General features: G+C 75.0%; 16 protein-coding genes, 1 tRNA gene and 1 pseudogene. 11 read left to right on the forward strand and 7 right to left on the reverse strand.

Features of this window, described 5'->3' with window-relative positions; genetic code table 11:
• Positions 1-14 precede the first annotated feature (14 nt).
• The 7 genes from ACZ4VF_RS31715 to fdh all read left to right on the forward strand — a co-directional run bounded on the left by ACZ4VF_RS31715 (position 15) and on the right by fdh (position 9,449).
• Positions 15-635 carry a DedA family protein gene (locus ACZ4VF_RS31715; protein ID WP_467930300.1) on the forward strand — a complete coding sequence of 207 codons (621 nt, stop codon included), beginning with the start codon at positions 15-17 and terminating at the stop codon, positions 633-635.
• A gap of 56 nt (positions 636-691) precedes the next feature.
• On the forward strand, positions 692-1,717 hold the full coding sequence (gene sph / locus ACZ4VF_RS31720) for a sphingomyelin phosphodiesterase (RefSeq protein ID WP_467930301.1): 1,026 nt from the start codon (positions 692-694) through the stop codon (positions 1,715-1,717).
• An 88-nt stretch (positions 1,718-1,805) separates the two neighbouring features.
• A complete protein-coding gene (locus tag ACZ4VF_RS31725; protein WP_467930303.1) occupies positions 1,806-1,979 on the forward strand; it encodes a CsbD family protein in 174 nt (57 codons plus the stop codon).
• Between the two features lie 239 nt (positions 1,980-2,218).
• Positions 2,219-2,668 (forward strand): ATP-binding protein, encoded by a 450-nt coding sequence (locus ACZ4VF_RS31730; RefSeq protein WP_467930304.1) that lies wholly within the window; start codon positions 2,219-2,221, stop codon positions 2,666-2,668.
• Between the two features lie 687 nt (positions 2,669-3,355).
• Entirely contained in the window at positions 3,356-4,381 is a 1,026-nt protein-coding gene (locus tag ACZ4VF_RS31735) for a 4Fe-4S dicluster domain-containing protein (protein ID WP_467930305.1), read from the forward strand.
• Positions 4,378-5,397, forward strand: a complete 1,020-nt coding sequence (gene nrfD, locus ACZ4VF_RS31740) for an NrfD/PsrC family molybdoenzyme membrane anchor subunit (protein WP_467930306.1) — start codon at positions 4,378-4,380, stop codon at positions 5,395-5,397. Before ACZ4VF_RS31735 ends, nrfD begins: the two co-directional genes overlap by 4 nt.
• 782 nt (positions 5,398-6,179) lie before the next feature.
• The gene (fdh, locus tag ACZ4VF_RS31745) at positions 6,180-9,449 is read left to right on the forward strand and encodes a formate dehydrogenase (protein WP_467930308.1); all 3,270 of its coding nucleotides are present in this window, start codon (positions 6,180-6,182) and stop codon (positions 9,447-9,449) included.
• 6 nt (positions 9,450-9,455) lie between these two features.
• Here the strand turns inward: fdh and selD are convergent, their stop codons facing one another.
• A complete protein-coding gene (gene selD, locus ACZ4VF_RS31750) occupies positions 9,456-10,469 on the reverse strand; it encodes a selenide, water dikinase SelD (protein ID WP_467930309.1) in 1,014 nt (337 codons plus the stop codon).
• Between the two features lie 37 nt (positions 10,470-10,506).
• Here selD and ACZ4VF_RS31755 point away from each other — a divergent pair.
• Positions 10,507-10,599: transfer RNA gene (locus ACZ4VF_RS31755), tRNA-Sec, on the forward strand.
• Positions 10,600-10,634: 35 nt separating this feature from the next.
• Here ACZ4VF_RS31755 and ACZ4VF_RS31760 read toward each other — a convergent pair.
• Together ACZ4VF_RS31760 and selA are read right to left on the reverse strand one after the other, a co-directional pair.
• Positions 10,635-12,371 (reverse strand): annotated as a pseudogene (locus ACZ4VF_RS31760) (SelB domain-containing protein); the annotation flags it as partial.
• Positions 12,371-13,768 (reverse strand): L-seryl-tRNA(Sec) selenium transferase, encoded by a 1,398-nt coding sequence (selA, locus tag ACZ4VF_RS31765; RefSeq protein ID WP_467930310.1) that lies wholly within the window; start codon positions 13,766-13,768, stop codon positions 12,371-12,373. The gene selA and the pseudogene ACZ4VF_RS31760, both read right to left, overlap by 1 nt.
• Before the next feature lie 794 nt (positions 13,769-14,562).
• Between selA and ACZ4VF_RS31770 the strand changes: the two genes are divergently transcribed.
• Complete coding sequence (locus tag ACZ4VF_RS31770; RefSeq protein ID WP_467930312.1) at positions 14,563-14,913, forward strand: hypothetical protein; 351 nt, start codon at positions 14,563-14,565, stop codon at positions 14,911-14,913.
• An 18-nt stretch (positions 14,914-14,931) separates the two neighbouring features.
• Here ACZ4VF_RS31770 and ACZ4VF_RS31775 read toward each other — a convergent pair whose 3' ends face one another.
• The 3 genes from ACZ4VF_RS31775 to ACZ4VF_RS31785 form a co-directional block, all read right to left on the reverse strand.
• Entirely contained in the window at positions 14,932-15,717 is a 786-nt protein-coding gene (locus ACZ4VF_RS31775) for an MASE1 domain-containing protein (RefSeq protein ID WP_467930355.1), read from the reverse strand.
• Positions 15,606-16,487, reverse strand: a complete 882-nt coding sequence (locus tag ACZ4VF_RS31780; protein ID WP_467930313.1) for a PP2C family protein-serine/threonine phosphatase — start codon at positions 16,485-16,487, stop codon at positions 15,606-15,608. Before ACZ4VF_RS31780 ends, ACZ4VF_RS31775 begins: the two co-directional genes overlap by 112 nt.
• A gap of 80 nt (positions 16,488-16,567) precedes the next feature.
• Complete coding sequence (locus tag ACZ4VF_RS31785) at positions 16,568-16,888, reverse strand: hypothetical protein (protein WP_467930314.1); 321 nt, start codon at positions 16,886-16,888, stop codon at positions 16,568-16,570.
• A 229-nt stretch (positions 16,889-17,117) separates the two neighbouring features.
• Here ACZ4VF_RS31785 and ACZ4VF_RS31790 point away from each other — a divergent pair, with 229 nt between their 5' ends.
• A complete protein-coding gene (locus ACZ4VF_RS31790) occupies positions 17,118-17,432 on the forward strand; it encodes a hypothetical protein (RefSeq protein ID WP_467930315.1) in 315 nt (104 codons plus the stop codon).
• Between the two features lie 55 nt (positions 17,433-17,487).
• Here the strand turns inward: ACZ4VF_RS31790 and ACZ4VF_RS31795 are convergent, their stop codons facing one another.
• Positions 17,488-18,180 (reverse strand): alpha/beta fold hydrolase, encoded by a 693-nt coding sequence (locus tag ACZ4VF_RS31795; RefSeq protein WP_467930316.1) that lies wholly within the window; start codon positions 18,178-18,180, stop codon positions 17,488-17,490.
• Between the two features lie 622 nt (positions 18,181-18,802).
• Between ACZ4VF_RS31795 and ACZ4VF_RS31800 the strand changes: the two genes are divergently transcribed.
• Positions 18,803-18,949, forward strand: coding sequence for a hypothetical protein (locus tag ACZ4VF_RS31800; RefSeq protein WP_467930318.1), 147 nt, complete (start codon positions 18,803-18,805; stop codon positions 18,947-18,949).
• Positions 18,950-18,965: the final 16 nt, after the last annotated feature.

Genomic DNA, 18,965 nt, shown 5'->3' on the forward strand with positions numbered 1-18,965 from the left:
CGTACCGTGGAGGAATGTCGCCACCCCTGCCCGGACCGCTGGCGGCGCTGGAGCCGCTGCTCGGCCACTACGGCTACTGGGCCGTGGGGGCCGTGGTCTTCGTGGAGGACTTCGGCGTCCCCGCGCCCGGCGAGACGATCCTGCTGGCCGCGGGGGTCTACGCGGGCGCGGGGCGGCTGGACGTGGTGGCCGTGGCCGTCATCGCGTTCGTCGCGGCCGTCGCCGGGGACAACATCGGCTATCTGATCGGCCGGGCCGGCGGGCGGGCCTTCGTGCACCGCTGGGGGCGGTACGTCTTCCTGACGCCGAAGCGGTTCGAGGCCGCCGAGGCGTTCTTCGACCGGCACGGCGGCAAGATCGTCACGGTGGCCCGGTTCGTCGAGGGGCTGCGCCAGGCCAACGGCATCATCGCGGGCACGACCGGCATGCGCTGGCGCCGCTTCCTGGCCTTCAACGCCCTCGGCGCGGCCCTGTGGGTCGGCCTGTGGACCACCCTGGCCTACCTGGCGGGCGACCACATCACCGCGGTCTACGACGAGATCCGGCGCTACCAGCTGTACGTCCTGCTCGCCGCCGCCGCCGTCGTGGCGGGCCTCGTCGTACGGCACGTGGTCCGCCGGCGCCGCGAACGCTGATCTCCGGCACCTGGTGCACGCCTGGGTGTTACCTGTCAGTAATTCCGGGTGGTTTGATGTGCGGCGCCACTCAGCCCCTTCCTCGACAGGGAGATCCAGTGACGCCCTCCACCCCGCGCCGCGCCCTCGCCGCGGCCGTGCTCGCCCTCGCCCTGCCCGCCGCCGCGCTCGCCGCTCCGGCGCCGGCCGCCGCCGCCTCACCGGCACCGGCGCTGCGCGTCCTGACGTACAACGTCTTCCTCATGAGCCGGAACCTGTACCCCAACTGGGGGCAGGACCACCGGGCCGCGGAGATACCGAAGGCGTCCTTCTTCCAGGGCAACGACGTGGTGGTGCTGCAGGAGGCGTTCGACAACACCGCGTCGGACGCCCTCAAGCGCGCGGCGGCGGACCGGTACCCCTACCAGACGCCGGTGGTGGGGCGCGGCCGGGACGGCTGGGACGCGACCGGCGGGGCCTACTCTGCCACCACGCCCGAGGACGGCGGGGTCACCGTCCTCAGCAAGTGGCCGGTCCTGCACAGGGAGCAGTACGTCTACCGGGACGCCTGTGGCTCCGACTGGTGGTCGAACAAGGGGTTCGCGTACGTGGTGCTGGACGTCGACGGCACGAGGGTGCACGTCGTCGGCACCCACACGCAGTCCACGGACCCGGGGTGCGGCGCGGGCGAGGCGGCCCTGACCCGAGCTCGCCAGTTCCGGGCGATCGACTCCTTCCTGGACGCCAAGAACATCCCCGCGGACGAGGAGGTTCTGGTCGCCGGTGACCTGAACGTCGACTCCCGCGGCTCCGAGTACGCGAGCATGCTCGCCGACGCGGACCTGGCGGGGGCCGACGCGCGCACCGGGCACCCTTACTCCTTCGACACCCGGGAGAACTCCATCGCCCACGACCGCTACCCGGACGACCCGCGCGAGGACCTGGACCACGTCCTCGCCCGCGCCGGCCACGCCCGGCCCGCCGGGTGGACCAACGAGGTCGTCAAGGAACGGTCGGCGCCCTGGACGGTGACGAGCTGGGGGACCTCGTACACGTACACGAACCTCTCGGACCACTACCCGCTGCGGGCCTCGGCCCGGTAGGCGGGCCCGGTTCCGGGGTTTGGACACCGGCGGAGCGGCAATCCGGATGGCGACCGAAGACCACCTCGATGTGGGGATGTGACACACGATGGCCGGCAACCAGAAGGCGAAGGCCAAGGCGGAGCAGGCCAAGGGCAAGGCCAAGGAGGCCGCCGCCCGCGCCGTCGGGAACGAGAGCAAAGAGGCCGAGGGCCGCATGGAAGGCGCCCGCGGGGACGCCCGGCAGGCCAAGGAGAAGGTCAAGGACGTCTTCAAGCACTGAACGTGCACCCATCCGGCCGTGACACGGGTCCGGAGATCCGCGCAAGCGGATCTCCGGACCCGTTCTCCATGTGTTCCCGCGGTTGTGTCCGGGGTTCTTGTGTGGGGCTCCCGTGCATCCGGAGGAATCCTCACGCACCGCCCCTTGACCCGCTCGGCATGGGGTAACCGAGCAGGGACGGCAGCGACCCCCTGTGCACAGGAAGGGCCCCCGACCCCAAAGGACAAGGGCGACGAGGTATGGACATCCCGCTCAGGACCCACGCGACGACGCAGGAGCGTCCTAACGCTCTGCGCTACAGCCGCACCTGGGACACCGGCGTCTCCAGCATCGGCGAGGCCAGAGACGCCGTCGCCGCCCTGCTGGCCCGGGCCCGGCCGGAGCCCGGGCGGCGGCCGATACAGGACGCACAGCTGGTCGTCAGCGAACTGATCACCAACGCGACCAAGCACGCGCCCGGCCCGTGCGCGCTCGGCCTGGAGCTGCTTCCCGAGGCCGACGCGCTGCGCATCACCGTCACGGACACCTCCCCGGAGCCGCCGCGGCGGCGTCCTCCTGACCCCCGGCGGGTCGGCGGCCACGGCCTGCACCTCGTGGCGATGCTCGCCCGCAAGCTGGAGGTGACCTGGCTGTCCCACGGCAAGCGGGTCACCGCGACCGTGCCGCTCGTCGCCGCGGTGGCCGGCTGAACCAGCCTTCCGCGGCGGCCGGCCAGGTACTGCGGCCGCCCGCCGGGGAGTGTGCGCGGCGGCACCGCGAGCTGACGTGACCCTGCCGGGGCGGCGAGGACGCGGCGGGGCACGACGAGGCTCGCCACTCCCCCGGTCGGCCCGCGCGGCCCGTACCGCCCGGTGCAGGACGTCGGCCGTCGCACCGGCCCGGACACCTCCTCGCCGCACGCGGAGACCGCCACCGGATGGCACCCGCCCCGGGCGGGGCGACAGCCACCAGTGAGCCGGCGTACGCACAGGCCGGCAGCGCGCCGCTCAGCACCGATCGACGGGTTCACCCCGAGTCCCGGCGTCCCGACACCCACCGTTTCGGCCGCGCGGGGCGAGGGCACCCGTGCCAGGCTCGGGAGGGAGCACCCCGAGTGAGGGTCCCGGCACGGGGCGGAGGGTGAGCACGAGGTGGCGGTCCCGGCGGCGGGGGCGCGTCGAACGCCGGGTGACCGGGCTGGACCGGCACCTTCCTTCCGATGTCCTCCCTCCACCGCGACGCGCCCGGCATGACGGACCGGCCGTACACCGGCTCGTACCCGCCGGGCGGCCTCGCCCGGGGCTGCAGGCGGCCGACGGGAGGCGGATCCTGGACGGTGGGGCCGCGCCGGCGGGGCGACCCGACACGGGGACGCGTGACGAGCGAGGAGGCACCGCATGAGCGACGGCGCTGAGGGCCAGGGACACCTCCTGTACGGTCCGCAGCCGGACGTGGCCGGGGCGGCCGGGTATCCGGACGCCCCGCCACGGATGGGCTTCTTCACCGACACCTCGGTGTGCATCGGCTGCAAGGCCTGCGAGGTCGCGTGCAAGGAGTGGAACGCCGTCCCGGAGGACGGACTCCTGCTGACCGGCATGTCGTACGACAACACCCAGGGTCTCGGCGCCGACACCTGGCGGCATGTGGCCTTCATCGAGCAGCGCAAGCCGCTCGCCGGGCAGGAACCGGGGGTGGCGCACGACGGCCACGACGACGTCGACGTCTTCGCCGCCGCGTCCCGGCTGGGCACCGACGCCGCGTCCCCGGGCCCGGGCGCCACCGCTCCCCCGCCGGACCAGGCCCCCGTGGGCGCGCCCGCCGGGGAGATCTCACCCCTCGCCCCCGACGGGCGCACGGAGTTGCGCTGGCTGATGGCGTCCGACGTGTGCAAGCACTGCACGCACGCCGCCTGCCTCGACGTGTGCCCGACGGGTTCGCTGTTCCGCACCGAGTTCGGCACGGTCGTCGTCCAGGAGGACATCTGCAACGGCTGCGGCTACTGCGTGCCCGCCTGCCCGTACGGCGTGATCGACCAGCGCGAGGACGACGGCCGGGTGTGGAAGTGCACGCTGTGCTACGACCGGCTCGGCGTCGGCATGGAACCGGCGTGCGCGAAGTCCTGTCCCACGGACTCGATCCAGTTCGGTCCGCTGGACGAGCTGCGGGAGCGCGCGCAGGCCCGGGTGGCGCAGCTGCACGCGGCCGGCGTGGCCGACGCGCGCCTGTACGGCGAGAGCCCGGACGACGGGGTAGGCGGCGACGGCGCGTTCTTCCTACTGCTGGACGAGCCGGAGGTGTACGGCCTGCCACCGGACCCGGTGGTCACCACCCGGGACCTGCCCGACATGTGGCGGCACGCGGCACTGGCCGCCGTGTCGCTGGTCGCGCTCGCCGCCGGCAGTTTCGTGCGGAGGCGGCGATGAGCGAGTCCGACGTGACACGGGACGGTGTGCGCGGTGCCCGGCCCGACCGGGAGGCGCCGACGGGGGTGCACGCGGGGCGCCGCCGGCGCCGGCGCGGCCGGGGCGAGCAGCCGGTGGTGCCGGACGCCGCGTTCTCGTCGTACTACGGCAAGCCCGTCCTGAACAAGCCGACCTGGAAGCCGCTGGACATCGCCGGGTACCTGTACCTGGGCGGGCTGGCGGGCGCCTCCTCGCTGCTGGCGGCGGGGGCCGGGGCGACCGGGCTGCCGGACCTGGGCAGGGCGGCCAAGGTGGGCGCGGCCGGCGCCATCACGCTGTCGCTGGCGGCACTGGTGCACGACCTGGGGCGCCCGGCCCGGTTCATGAACATGCTGCGGGTGTTCAAGCCGACCTCACCGATGAGCGTCGGCTCCTGGATCCTGAGCGGGTACGCGCCGCTGACGCTGGCGGCCGCGGCGACCGACGTGGCGGGCCGGTACCGGCTGGTCGGCTCGGCCGCCACGGCGGGCGCCGCCGTTCTCGGGCCGGCCGTGGCGACGTACACCGCGGTGCTGCTGTCGGACACGGCGGTGCCGTCCTGGCACGAGGGCTACCGGCAGCTCCCGTTCGTGTTCGCGGGTTCCGCCGCCGCATCGGCCGCAGGCCTCGCCCTCCTCGCGGTGCCCACCGCCCAGTCGGGACCGGCACGGCGGATGGCGGCGCTGGGAGCCGGGCTGGAGCTGGGCTCCTTCCAGCTGATGAAGCGGCGGATGGGGCTGGCGGCGGAGCCTTTCGAGCAGGGCAGGCCGCACCGGCTGCTGCGCGCGGCGGAGGCCCTGACGGCGGGCGGGGCCGCTCTGGCCCTGCTCTCGGCCCGGATCAGGCCCCGGTGGCCGGCCGCGGCGGCGGGAGCGGCCCTCCTCACCGGTTCGGCGGCGCTGCGCTTCGGCGTCTTCCACGCCGGGGTGGCCTCCGCCGAGGACCCCCGGTACACGGTCGTCCCGCAGCGGGAGAGGCTCCGGGCGGAGGGCCGCTGACGAGGTGCCGGGCGCGCGGCCCGGTCTTCGCCGTCGCGGGCCGGGCCGGGCGTGAGCTTCTGGTCGTCGTCGCACACGAGCACGCCGGGACGTCCGTCACCGGACGGCAGGACAGGCCGCCCACCCGGCAGGCGTCGGGCCTCGCGTTCGTCGCGGTCCGCCCGTGACCGGGTGACCGCCGCGGCCGCGACGCCGACCGGCGGCAGGCCCGCGCTCATGACGGACCCGGCCACGGCGTGGCTGCCTCTCCCGCGCCGTCGCCCCCTGCACCGCCAGGGCCGCCGACGGCGTCGGCAGCGGTACGGCACGACGAACAGCCTGCGGCCGCAGGCCGGGTGGGGTCCGGCCGGCCTGCGGCCGATCGCGGCGGGCAGCACACGCCGTCCGCTCCCCGGCCGGGCCCCCGGCAGCGGACGTGCCGGCCGGTGCCCGCGCGGGAGGGCGCCAGGACGGCACGGGCGGCCCCGTTCCACGACGAGGACGACGCCGCCCCGCGGCCGGTCCGTCGTCGAGTTCTCGCGGTGGACCGCGTGCCACGGGGAGCGGGCCCTTCAGCGCACCCCGGCCGGCGACGCGTACGGCGACGGGTGCCGCCTCACACGGTGGACCGGCGCACCGCCACGGACCGGCACACCGCCACGGCGGAGCCCCGGGACGGCGTCCTCACTCCTGCCGGATCCGTTTGGCCGGGCCCGGCGGGGGTACCTCGACGCGACTGCGGCCGGAGATGCCGCGACCAGCGGGACGCGGGACAATCGTGGCACCGAGCGGGAGGAGGAGTCGTGGGCGTACGCACCTGGATCGACTCCTGGCCTGTCTACCGCCAGCTCACCGGCACCGATCCGCTCGGGCGCGGCGCCGCCGCCAAGAGCGGGCACAGCGAACGGCTCACGCCCCGGGTCGCCACGGCCGACCGGGTGGTGAAGTCCGTCTGCCCGTACTGCGCCGTCGGCTGCGGCCAGAACGTGTACGTGGAGAACGGGAAGGTCACCCAGATCGAGGGCGACCCCGACTCCCCGATCTCGCGCGGCCGGCTGTGCCCCAAGGGCGCGGCGAGCCTGCAGCTGACCACCGGGGACTCCCGGGAGCACCAGGTCCTGTACCGGCGCCCGCACGGCACCGACTGGGAGCTGCTCGACCTGGACACGGCGATGGACATGATCGCCGACCGGGTCGTCGCGGCCCGCCGGGCCGGCTGGCAGTGGGAGGTCGACGAGACCCGCACCCGCCGCACGCTGGGCATCGCGAGCCTGGGCGGAGCCACGCTCGACAACGAGGAGAACTACCTCCTCAAGAAGCTGTTCACCGCGCTCGGCGCCATCCAGATCGAGAACCAGGCGCGCGTTTGACACTCCTCCACGGTTCCCGGTCTGGGAACCTCGTTCGGCCGCGGCGGCGCGACCACCTTCCAGCAGGACCTGCAGAACGCGGACTGCATCGTCATCCAGGGCTCGAACATGGCCGAGTGCCATCCCGTCGGGTTCCAGTGGGTGATGGAGGCCAAGGCCCGCGGCGCGAAGGTGATCCACGTCGACCCCCGGTTCACCCGCACCAGCGCGCTCGCCGACCTGCACGTGCCGCTGCGCGCGGGCACGGACATCGCCTTCCTCGGCGGGATCGTCAACCACGTGCTCCAGCACGAGAAGTACTTCCGCGAGTACATCGTGGCGTACAGCAACGCGCCGGTGATCCTGCTTGAGGACTTCCAGGACACGGAGGACCTGGGCGGCGTCTTCTCCGGCCTGGACGCCGACAGCCGCAGCTACGACAACGCCAGCTGGCAGTACGAGGGTACGGAGGTGCAGGCCGCCTCCGGCGAGCGCGACCAGGAGTACGACGACCGCACCGGCGGCCGATCCTCGGTGACCGAGGCGGCGCGCGGCGAGGCGCACGGCTCCGGCGGCGCGGTGATCGGCGAGGGCGAGCCGGAGCGTGACGAGACGCTCACCCACCCCCGGTGTGTGTTCCAGGTGCTCAAGCGGCACTACGCCCGCTACACGCCCGAACTGGTGGAGCAGGTCTGCGGGGTGCCGCGGGACGTCTTCCGCCAGGTGTGCGAGCTGGTCACGGAGAACTCCGGACGCGACCGGACGACGGCCTTCGCCTACGCCGTGGGCTGGACGCAGCACACGGTCGGAGTGCAGAACATCCGGGCCGCCTCCGTCCTGCAGACCCTGCTCGGCAACATCGGCCGGCCCGGCGGCGGCATCCTCGCGCTGCGCGGGCACGCCTCCATCCAGGGCTCCACGGACATCCCCACCCTGTTCAACCTGCTGCCCGGCTACATCCCGATGCCCCACGCCCACCAGAACCAGGACCTGGAGTCCTTCGTCAGGGCCGAGGCCGCGCACAAGGGCTACTGGGGCAACATGCGCGCGTACCTGGTGAGCCTGCTCAAGGCGTACTGGGGCGAGGCGGCGAGCGCCGAGAACGACTTCTGCTTCGACTACCTGCCCCGGCTGACCGGCTCCCACTCGACGTACGAGACGACGATGGCCCAGCTGGAGGGTACCTGCAAGGGCTACTTCCTCATCGGCGAGAACCCGGCCGTGGGCAACGCCAACTCCAAGCTGATGCGGCTCGGCATGGCCGCCCTCGACTGGCTGGTGGTCCGCGACTTCTCCCTGATCGAGTCCGCGACCTGGTGGAAGGACGGCCCGGAGATCGAGACCGGGGAGCTGCGCACGGAGGACATCGGCACCGAGGTGTTCTTCCTGCCGGCCGCCGCACACACCGAGAAGGACGGCAGCTTCACCAACACCCAGCGGCTGCTCCAGTGGCACCACCAGGCGGTGGAACCGCCCGGCGAGGCGCGCAGCGACCTCTGGTTCGCCTACCACCTGGGCCGGATCGTCCGGGAGAAGCTCGCCGGGTCGGCCGACGAGATGGACCGGCCGCTGCTCGACCTGGTCTGGGACTACCCGGTGAAGGGCCGGTACGCCGAGCCGGACGCGGAGGCGGTCCTCGCCGAGATCAACGGCCGGGACGCCGAGGGCCACCCGCTCTCCTCGTACGAGCAGCTGAAGCCCGACGGTTCGACGGCCTGCGGCTGCTGGATCTACTGCGGGGTGTACGCCGACGGCGTCAACCAGGCGGCCCGCCGCACACCGGGCCGGGAGCAGGACTGGGTGGCGGCCGAGTGGGCGTGGGCCTGGCCGGCCAACCGGCGGATCCTGTACAACCGGGCCTCCGCCGACCCCGAGGGCAGGCCGTGGAGCGAGCGCAAGGCGCTGGTGTGGTGGGACCCGGACCGGGGTGAGCAGGGCGAGTGGACCGGGCACGACGTTCCCGACTTCAAGAAGGACAAGGCGCCGGACCACGAGCCGCCCGAGGACGCGACCGGTCCGGAGGCCCTGTCCGGCACGGATCCGTTCATCATGCAGGCGGACGGCAAGGCCTGGCTGTACGTGCCGTCCGGACTCACCGACGGCCCGCTGCCGACGCACTACGAACCGCAGGACTCCCCCTTCCCGAACCTGCTCCACGACCAGCAGCGCAATCCGGTACGGCAGTTGCTGCCGCCGCACCCGGACAACCGCTACCAGCCGAGCGGCGACGAGCCCGGCTCCCGCGTGTTCCCGTACGTGGCCACCACCTACCGGCTCACCGAGCACCACACGGCGGGCGGCATGTCCCGCTGGCAGCCGTACCTGGCGGAACTCCAGCCGGAGTTCTTCTGCGAGGTCTCCCCTGAGCTGGCCGCCGAGCGGGGCCTGGCGCACACCGGGTGGGCGACGATCGTCAGCGCCCGGGGTGTGGTGGAGGCGCGGGTGCTGGTCACCGACCGGATGACCCCGCTGACCGTGCACGGCCGCCGGCTGCACCAGGTGGGGCTGCCGTACCACTGGGGTCCGAACGGCTACAGCACCGGGGACGCGGCCAACGAGCTGCTGCACCTGTCCCTGGACCCGAACACGCACATCCAGGAGACGAAGGCGTTCGCCGTCGACATCCGTCCGGGCCGGCGCCCCCGGGGCCCGGCGGCCCTGGCGCTGGTGCGGGCGTACCGGATCCGGGCGGGCATCGACGAGCACACGGGCACCGAGCCGTGACCGCTCCTACCTGAGCACGACCGAGTGGGCGCCGCGCGGCACCAGCTCGCCCACCACCGGCGCCCCGGGCACCTCCCCGGCGACGAGCAGCCCGCCGGAGGTCTGCGCGTCGGCGAGCAGCAGCCGGGTGTCCGCGTCGGCGCTCCCGAAGTCGGTGTGCGGGGTGACCCACTCCAGGTTGCGCCGGGTGCCGCCGCTGACGTAGCCGTCCCGTACGGCCTCCCGGGCGCCCTCCAGGTACGGGACGGCGGCGGTGTCGACGACGGCGGTCACCCCGGAGGCGCGGGCCAGCTTGTGCAGGTGGCCGAGGAGACCGAAGCCGGTGACGTCGGTGGCGCATTCGGCGCCGGCGGCCAGCGCGGCCTCGCACGCCTCCCGGTTGAGGGCCGCCATCGTGGCGACGGCGTGCGCGAACCACTCGCCGGTGGCCTTGTGCCGGTTGTTCAGCACGCCGGTGCCCAGCGGTTTGGTGAGGGACAGGGGCAGGCCGGGGCGGCCGGCGTCGTTGCGCAGCAGCCGGGCCGGATCGGCGATGCCGGTGACGGCCATGCCGTACTTCGGCTCGGGGTCGTCCACGCTGTGTCCGCCGCCGACATGGCAGCCCGCCTCGGTGGCGGTGTCCAGCCCGCCGCGCAGCACCTCGCGGGCGAGGTCGAACGGCAGCCGGTCGCGCGGCCAGGCGAGCAGGTTGACGGCGAGCACGGGCCGGCCGCCCATGGCGTACACGTCGGACAGGGCGTTGGCGGCGGCGATCCGTCCCCAGTCGTAGGGGTCGTCCACGACCGGGGTGAAGAAGTCGGCCGTGCACACCACGGCGGTCCCCCGGTGCGTGACCACGGCCGCGTCGTCGCCGGTGGCGAGGCCGACGAGCAGCGGGGTGTCACCGCCGGTGAGCGGCGGCGCGGTCAGTCCGGCGACCACCTCCTCCAGCTCGCCGGGCGGGATCTTGCAGGCGCAGCCGCCGCCGTGGGCGAACTGCGTGAGCCGTACGGGCGTCCGACGGGTCGGTGTCGATGTCATACCGGTGGTCTCCTGGGGCAGTAGCCTGACGAGCGGTGGAGGCGTGTGGGTGCCTGGTGGCCCTCCCGGTCTTCAAAACCGAGGTGTCCGAGGATCTCGGGCAGGCAGGTTCGATTCCTGTCCGCCTCCGTCCCCCGCGTCCGCACGGCAGCGCCGGTGCTGCTCGTCGACGCGCTCCGTGTGCCCCCGGGCGTCCAGGAACTCCAGCAGCGGTACGGCCACCCGCCGGGTGGTGTCGAGCGCGCGCCGGGCCTCGCTGAGGGTGAACGGCTGGGGCAGCGCGCGCAGGACGGCGGCGGCGTCGGCGTCCGCGCCGGGCAGCAGCACGATCCCGTCGGTGATCCGCAGCAGGACCCCGGCGGCCGCGGCCGCCGCCAACGCCTTGCGGTCCAGGCCCAGTTCGGCGAGGCGTCCGGCCTCGGGGGCGCGGAAGGGGGTGCGGTCCAGGTCCCGGCGCAGGGCGTCCACGGCTGCGCGCACGGGGGCCGGCAGGGCGGGCCGGGAGCTGTCGGCGGGGTACAGCCGGCCCTGGCGGGCCCGGACCCGGGGCTGGGCCGCGACCAGCGCGTCGACCAGGGCACGGTCGGGCAGTCCCAGCCGCCGACGGGCCGCCTCCGCGGGCAGACCGGGATCCAGCGGGTGTGTCCGGGCGTGGTCGAGGACCTGGCCGGCCAGCCGTTCCCGGAGGAGGTTCCAGTGCCCGCGGTCGGCCAGCCAGTCCCCGGCGACGGGCTCGCCGTCCGCCGGGACGCCCATCGCCCGCAGGTCGGCGCGCCGGACCAGCCGGCGGCGGCGCAGTTCGGCGGCGCCGTCCGGACGGCCGGTCATGGTGTCCAGCTCGGCCGCGCGGGCCCGCCCGGCGCCGCGCCGGGCCAGCCGGGGCGGCCGTACGTCCAGCACGGTGATCCCGCGGGGCGGGCGGGTCCCGCCGGGTTCCCGGAGCACCGCGCGGTCGCCGGCCCGCAGGGGGAGCGCCCGGCGGAGGGTGAGCCGGGCGGTGTCCGGGCCGAGCGGACGGACGGTCACCGGCACGGCGGCCGTCCCGATGTGCAGGGTGACGCACCGGGGCAGGCCGGCCACCGGCTCCCCGGTGACCCGTACGTCGACGGTCTCGGTGCACCGCCAGCGGCCCGGGGTGAGCAGCACCTGGCCGCGGCTCAGGGCGGCGTCCCCCTGGCCGTGCACGTTGACGGCGACGCGGGCCACCGCGCCGACGGCCGTCCGCTCCTCGTGCAGGCTCTGCAGACCGCGCACCCGCAGCACGGCCGACCCGTCCGCCGTGACCAGCCGGTCGCCGACGCGCAGGGTGCCCGCGCCGAGGGTGCCGGTGACCACCGTGCCGTGGCCGCGGACGGTGAACGCCCGGTCCAGCCACAGCCGGACGTCGGCGTCGGGATCGGGCGCGGGCAGTGTCTCGGCCAGCCGGGCGAGGGCGGTGCGCAGGGCGTCCAGTCCCGCGCCGGTAACCGCGCTGACCGCGACCCGGGGCACCCTGCCGAGGGTGGTCCCGGCCAGGCGCTCGGCGGCGTCGGCGCCCACCGGTTCCGGGTCGGCGAGGTCGCTGCGGGTCACCGCGAGGACTCCGTGCCGGACGCCGAGCGCGTCGAGGACGGCCAGGTGCTCCTCGGACTGGGGCTGCCAGCCCTGGTCGGCGGCGACCACGAACAGCACGGCGGGCACCGGTCCCACGCCGGCCAGCATGGTCGGCACGAACCGCTCGTGCCCGGGTACGTCCACGAAGGCCAGGTGGTCGTCGCCGAGGCGGGTCCACACGAATCCCAGGTCCAGGGTGAGACCCCGGCGGCGCTCCTCCTCGTAGCGGTCGGGCTCCATGCCGGTAAGGGCCCGGACCAGCGCGGACTTGCCGTGGTCGACATGGCCGGCGGTGGCGAGGACCCGCATCACGGCCGCCCTTCCGCGGTGGCCCGGGCCGACCGCACGGCCGTGGCGAGCCGTTCGTCGTCCTCGGCCGGTACCGCTCCGAGGTCCAGCAGGCAGCGCCCCGCCTCCAGTCGCCCGACCACCGGGACCGGGCCGGTGCGCAGGGCCGCCGCGTACGGCTCGGGCAGGGACAGCGCCGCGCTGGGCAGGGTGACACCGGGCGCGCCCCCGCCGCCGACCGTGGCGGCGCTCTCCACGGCGCTCGCGTCGATCCCGTCGGCGGCCAGTGCGGCGGCGAGCCGGTCGGCGCGGGCCCGGAGCCCGGCCGGGTCGGCGGTGAGGGCGAGGGCGGTCGGGGTGGGCGGCCCGGTGAGGGTGGCCTCCAGGGCGGCCAGGGTCAGCTTGTCGACGCGCAGGGCGCGGGCCAGCGGGTGCCGGGCGAGGGCGCGGACGAGGTCCTCGTGACCGAGCAGCAGCCCGCACTGGGGTCCGCCGAGCAGTTTGTCGCCGCTGGCCGTGACGAGCGCGGCGCCGGCGCGCAGCTGGGTGTCGGCGTCGGGTTCGGCGGGCAGCGCCGGGTGGGGGGCGAGCAGCCCGGAGCCGATGTCGACGACGACCGGCACGCCGAGGCCGGTGAGGTCGGCGACCTCGGCGGACCGGGTGAATCCGGTGATCCGGAAGTTGGAGGGGTGGACCTTCAGCACGAACCCCGTGTCCGGCCCGATGACGGCCGCGTAGTCGGCGGGGGTGGTGCGGTTGGTCGTACCGACCTCGCGCAGCCGGGCGCCGGTCGAGACGAGCAGGTCGGGCAGGCGGAAGCCGTCGCCGATCTCCACCATCTCGCCCCGGCTGACGACGATCTCCCGGCCGGCCGCGAGGGCGGTGGCGGCCAGGACCAGCGCGGCGGCGCCGTTGTTGACGACGTGCGCGGCGCCGGCGGCCGGCACGGCGGCGTGCAGCGCGGCGAGGGCGGAGCGTCCCCGGCGGGCCCGTACGCCGGTCGTCAGGTCGAGTTCGACGTCCGTGGGTCCTGCCGCCTCCCGGACCGCCTCACGGGCGGCGGCGGACAGCGGGGCCCGCCCCAGGTTGGTGTGGAGCAGCACCCCGGTGGCGTTGAGCACCGGGCGCAGTCCGCTCGCGGTGCCGGGCAGCAGGTCCAGGGCGTGCTGCGGGACCTGTTCCGGCGGGATGCCGCCCGCGCGGGCCCGCTCCTGCGCCTGCCGGACGGCGGCCTTCACCCGGTGCGCGCCGAGCCGGTCCGCGGCCGCGGCCAGCCGGGGGTCGCGCAGGACGGCGTCGGTACGCGGGATGCGGCGGCGGGCGCCGGCCGGATCCGTTCCGCCCGGCGGGTCGGTGGGCCGGGGCGTGCGCCACGTGGTGGCCTCGTCCGCCCTCGCTGGTGCCGGCCGCTGCTCCATGCCGCCCCTGTCCTTCTCGGTCCGGCCCTGTGCCCGCGCCCGTGCGGGCTGGGCCCATCGTCTCCCAGTGCCCCCGGCGGACGGTCCGACACGCCGGATGAGGCGTGTGCCGGGCACCGCCCGGGTATGCCGGGGCACCGGATGAGCGTGTGCCGGGCGCCGCCCGGGTATCCCGGGGCGCCGCTCCGGTACGACGGGCACAGCCCGGCCGGGTGTCCCGGGCATCGTTCGGGTACGTCGCCCAGCCGCCTCGGCACGGCGGGCAGCGTCCCGGTACGACGGGCCTCGCCTCCAGTAGACACCCGGCCGGCCCGGTACGACGGGGTCCGCCTCCGTACGACGGAGTCCGCCTCGGCGCCACGGGGACCGCCCCCGGCACGACCGGGACCGCCCCGGCACGACAGGGACCGCCCCGGCACGACCGGGACGCGCGACGGGGACCGCCCCGGCACGACCGGGACGCGCGACGGGGACCGCCCCCAGTACGAGAGGGTCCGCCTCGCCACGATGGGGACCGTCCGGCACGACCGGGGACCGCCCCGGCATGACGGTGACCACCACCGGTATGACAGGGACCATCCCCCGGCGCGACAGGGACCACCCGATACGACCGGGGCCCCCCGGCACGACGGGGACCGCCTCGACACGACCTGGACCGCCTCGATGCGACCGGGGCCACCCCCGGCGCGACAGGGACCACCCGGCACGACCGGGACCACCCCCGACACGGGCCACCCCCGACACGACCGAGACCGCCTCGATACCACCTCCGGTGCCCGGGTACTCGGCGGTGCATGAAGGACCACGAACGCAGGCGACAGGACGAGAACGCGACGGAGGCCGCGCGGGCGGCGCACCGGCAGCGCGAGGCGGAGCGGGAGCGCGCCTCCGCCGAGCCGTTCGACTACCCGTACCCGGAACGCCGGGCGGGCGTGCGGGCCCGGCGCCACATCAGCGAGGCGGCGGCCGCCGCGGACACACCGCCGGGGATCCCCGGCGGGTACGGCACGACGGGCGGCGGACAGCCCGGCGCCGTCGGCGCCGCCCACCCGCCGAACCCCGAGCGCCGCGGCACGGGGGCGGGGACGCCGGCCGCGGAGCCGGGCGGTGACGACGAGGGGCCGGTGAACCGGTCGGAGCGCTGACGGCGCGGGGAACACGGCTCACGGGGCCCCGGTCGGCCGGGACCGTCCGTCGGCGTCGTCGGTGTCCCACGGCGGCCGGGGCGGCGGGGCCTCCCCCGCGGTGAGGTGTTCCAGCACCTCGACCAGCTCCTGGCAGGCCTGCTCCACCGAGCGCCGGGTGGTGCGCTGCTCGGTGATCACCGCGGAGAGCAGCAGCGCGGTCAGCGCCATGGCCCCGTTGAACGCCTGGAGCTTCAGCATGACCTCGATACGGCTCAGCTCGGCGAACGCGCCGACGCCGTCCGTGGCGGCGACGGTGGCCAGCACGGAGGTCAGCAGCGCGCAGAGCACACTGCCCACCAGCTGGAAGCGCAGCGCCGCCCAGATGATGAGCGGGTAGACGAGGAAGAGCATGCTGAGCGGGCTGTAGACGGCGAACGGGACGAGCGCGCAGGCGACGACGGCCAGAGCGGTCGCCTCCTTCCAGCGGCCCAGCGGCAGCGGTCTGCGGGCGCCGTGGAGCGACAGCAGCAGCGGGGTGACGATCAGGACGCCCATCACGTCGCCGACCCACCAGGCGAGCCAGACGGGCCAGAAGCCGTGCGCGGGCAGGCTGTGGTTGAGGACGAGCAGGCCGACACCGCAGGTGGCGCTGATCAGCATGGACCCCAGCGCGGCCAGGAACACCAGCGCGAGGCCGTCGCGCAGCCGGTTCAGGCCGGCGCGGAAACCGGCCCGGCGCAGCAGCAGGGCCGCGCACACGGGCGCGGCTGTGTTGCCGAAGAGGATGACGAGGACGTCGGCGCCGGGGGTGGTGAGGGACAGGACGGAGCAGAGGGCCCCCAGCGTGATGCCCGGCCAGCAGCGCGGGCCTCCAGCCCGGCGACGGCGGCGATGCCGGCGAGCCGCACCACCTGGTCCAGACCGTCCTCGGCGGGGAGCGACGGCCCCTCCACGACACCGTCGGTGAGCAGGACGAACACACCGCCGGTGGTCAGCCGGTGCCGGGTCACCGGGAACTCGGCGCCCCGATCGATCCCGAGCGGCGGCCCTCCCTCGTCGTCGACGACGCCGGACTTCCCGTCGGCCGTGGCCCAGACGAACGGGATGTGCCCGGCGCGGGCGCTCTCCAGCACCCCGGTGGCCGGGTCGAGCCGCATGAAGGTGCAGGTGGCGAACAGCTCGCTGCCGAGGGAGAGCAGCAGGTCGTTGGTGCGGGCCAGGAGTTCGCCGGGCTCGCCGGTGACCGAGGCCAGCGCCCGCAGCCCGGCCCTGACCTGGCCCATGAAGGCCGCGGCCTCGATGTTGTGGCCCTGCACGTCCCCGATGGACAGCCCGATCCGGCCGTCCGGCATGGTGAAGGCGTCGTACCAGTCGCCGCCCACGTTGAGACCGAGGTTGGCGGGGGTGTACCGCACCGCCAGATGCAGGCCGGGCGCGGCCGGCAGGTCCCGGGGGAGCATGCCGCGCTGCAGGGCGAGCGCCAGCTCGACCTGGGTGCGCTGCACCTCCGCGCGCTGACGCGCCTGGGCGGTGAGCGAACCGAGTCGGGTCAGCAGCTCGTCGCCTTCGTCCGTGGAACGCTTGCGGGGCATCGATCACCTGCGTTTCTGACGAACGCCTCGATTTTACCCAAACAGGGTGATCGTGCCCCAGGGGCTGATCCGGCCTCCGGTCACCGGACCTCAGAGTCGATACCGGTGATCACCGCGGGTCCGAGCGGTGCCGTGCGCTCGTCCAGTCCCGCGTCCTGGAGCGCGGAGCCCGCGAGCCGGCGTGCCTCGTCCTCGGCGTGCCGGCCGGTGTCCGCCTCGACGGTCAGGCGCAGGGTGAAGGTGTTGTCCTCGTTGACGCTGAGCACGTCCAGGTCCTCTTCGCTGCCCATCCGGGTGCCGTGCGGGTCGGCGGGCCGGAGTGCCCGGGCCAGCCGGGTACGGGTGTCGGCCTCGATCCCGGTGGTGAAGGTGCCGGGAACGCTGATCACATAGGTCGTCATGAGACGGTCCTTTCCTCGGGCGTCCCCTCGACTACCCCGATTCCAAGGCTTCGCACAGCGGGTGTCCGCCAGGGGCACCCCGAGCTCCCGAAGCCGCCCCGTGCCCCCGGTGTCGTCCCCCGGACGGTGGACGTACCCGTGTCGGCGGCGGGGCCGGGCGGGGCGGGAGTGGGACATTACGGGTGGCCTCGTCCACTCCCCTCCCCACTCCGTCCAGGAAGGACACGCCATGCGCCTGTGCCGTCCGCTCGCCGCCGTACTCGGCGGTCTCGCCCTCGCTCTGACCACCACGGGTTCGGCTCTCGCCGCCGACGGCACGTTCGTGTGGGTCGGGCCCCACGGCAAGGCGTACGCCATCGACAGCCCGCCGGAGCACACGTGCTTCGACATGGGCCAGGAGGCACGTGCCGCCCGCAACGGGACGAAGAAGCCGCTCGTCATCTACGCGCAGAAGAAGTGCAAGGGCACCGCGCTGCGGCTCGCGCCGGGCCGGTCCGCGCCCGCCGGCACCAAGTTCGCCAGCGTGATCTTCAACCCGCGCTGAGACGTACGGCGGGACGACGCGGGGGGCGCGAGGGGCGCGAGCCCCCGCGGTTCCCTCAGATCCAGCCGTCGAGCGCGCCCATGAAGCCGTCGAAGTCGTCGCGGAACAGGGTGTGTCCGGCCCCCTCGACGGTCCGCACCTCGAAGCCCCGCCGCGCCAACTCCCCGCCGAGACCGGGCCGTACGAGGTCGCTCCCGCCGGCCAGCAGCACCAGCGAGGGCACCGCCGGGCGCTCCGGCGTCCGGCTGACCGAGTAGACGGCCGGCAGGACACGGGCGGTCGCGGGGTCCCAGTCGGCGAGCGTGGCCAGCTCGATGTCCACGTCGGTGTCGTCCCAGCGCGGGTTGAGACTGCTGATCATGGTGCGGTTCGCGTTCTTGAAGACCGTGAAGTACGCAGATGCCTCGACCGCCCTGCTGCGCAGCTCCCATGCCGGGTCGCAGTAGACGGCCCGCGCGGGCACCAGCCGTTCGACGGCACCGGAGAGCGCCAGGGCCCCGAGCGAGTGCCCGATCGCCAACTCGGGCCGCGCGGGCAGGGTTTCGACGAGGTCGTCCGCCCAGGCCCGGGGACTGTACTCGCCCCGTCCGCTCGCTCCGTGCCCGCGCAGGTCCACGCCGATGACCCGGTACCCCTTGTCCACGAGGACGGGCGCCAGCCGGTGCCAGGTGCGGTGGTCGGACATCAGGCCATGGACGAGGACGGCGATCCGGTCGCCGCTCCCCCACTCGTGCGTGTGCAGCCTCATCGGCGGCCTCTCCCCCGTTCCGGTCGACTGGTCGACTGCCGCGGCCGGTGCCCGTTCCACGCGTGCCGGCCGGCCTGTGTCCATCGTCGCGCGCCGGGCGCGGAAAACCGAGTGGCACGCGCCCGTGTCCGCGCGTCAGCGTGCCGGGCGTGTCCGGCCCCCGGGCTTCCAGCGGCCGGCCGTCCGGGTTCAGGCCGGCCGGCCTGCTGCCGGACATCTCCCGTGGCCTCATGGTCCCCCGTCCCGACGGCCGGGACGCTCACGTCCGCCTTCGCCGTCGGGGTGATCGTGAGCCGCGCGGCACCGACCGCGCGACGGGGACCCGGCCCCCGGGTCCCGCACGGAGCCGCGGGCCCCGCGCCACCCCCGGCTGCTCGCCGCGCTCGTCAGCGGCGCCGCCTTCTGCACCTTCACATGTCTGGCGCCGCTGGTCACGGAGGTGTACGGACTCGAGGCGGGGTGGTGCCGGCCATGCCGGCGCTGCGGGTACGTTCGCAGGGTGACGGCGGCCGGTGCTGCCGGCCGCCGGGGCCGTGCTCCTCGCCCGCTGGGCCGTCCTGGCCGTGACCGCCGGCCCGCCCGCGGCGACCCTCGCCCTTCTGCCGCTGCCGGTTCGACGCTGGTGACCCGGGTGCCGTACGAGGCGGTGGACGCGCCGTCCCTCGACGGCGCATTCGCGATCTCGGCGCTGAACATGCGGGCCGCGCTCGGTCCGGTCCTCGGCGGTGCCGTGCTCGACGGCGGCCTCGGCCCCACCTCTCTCCCGTAGAAGGTGAGACGGTGGC

It is taken from the genome of Streptomyces sp. NPDC029151, assembly GCF_055564315.1.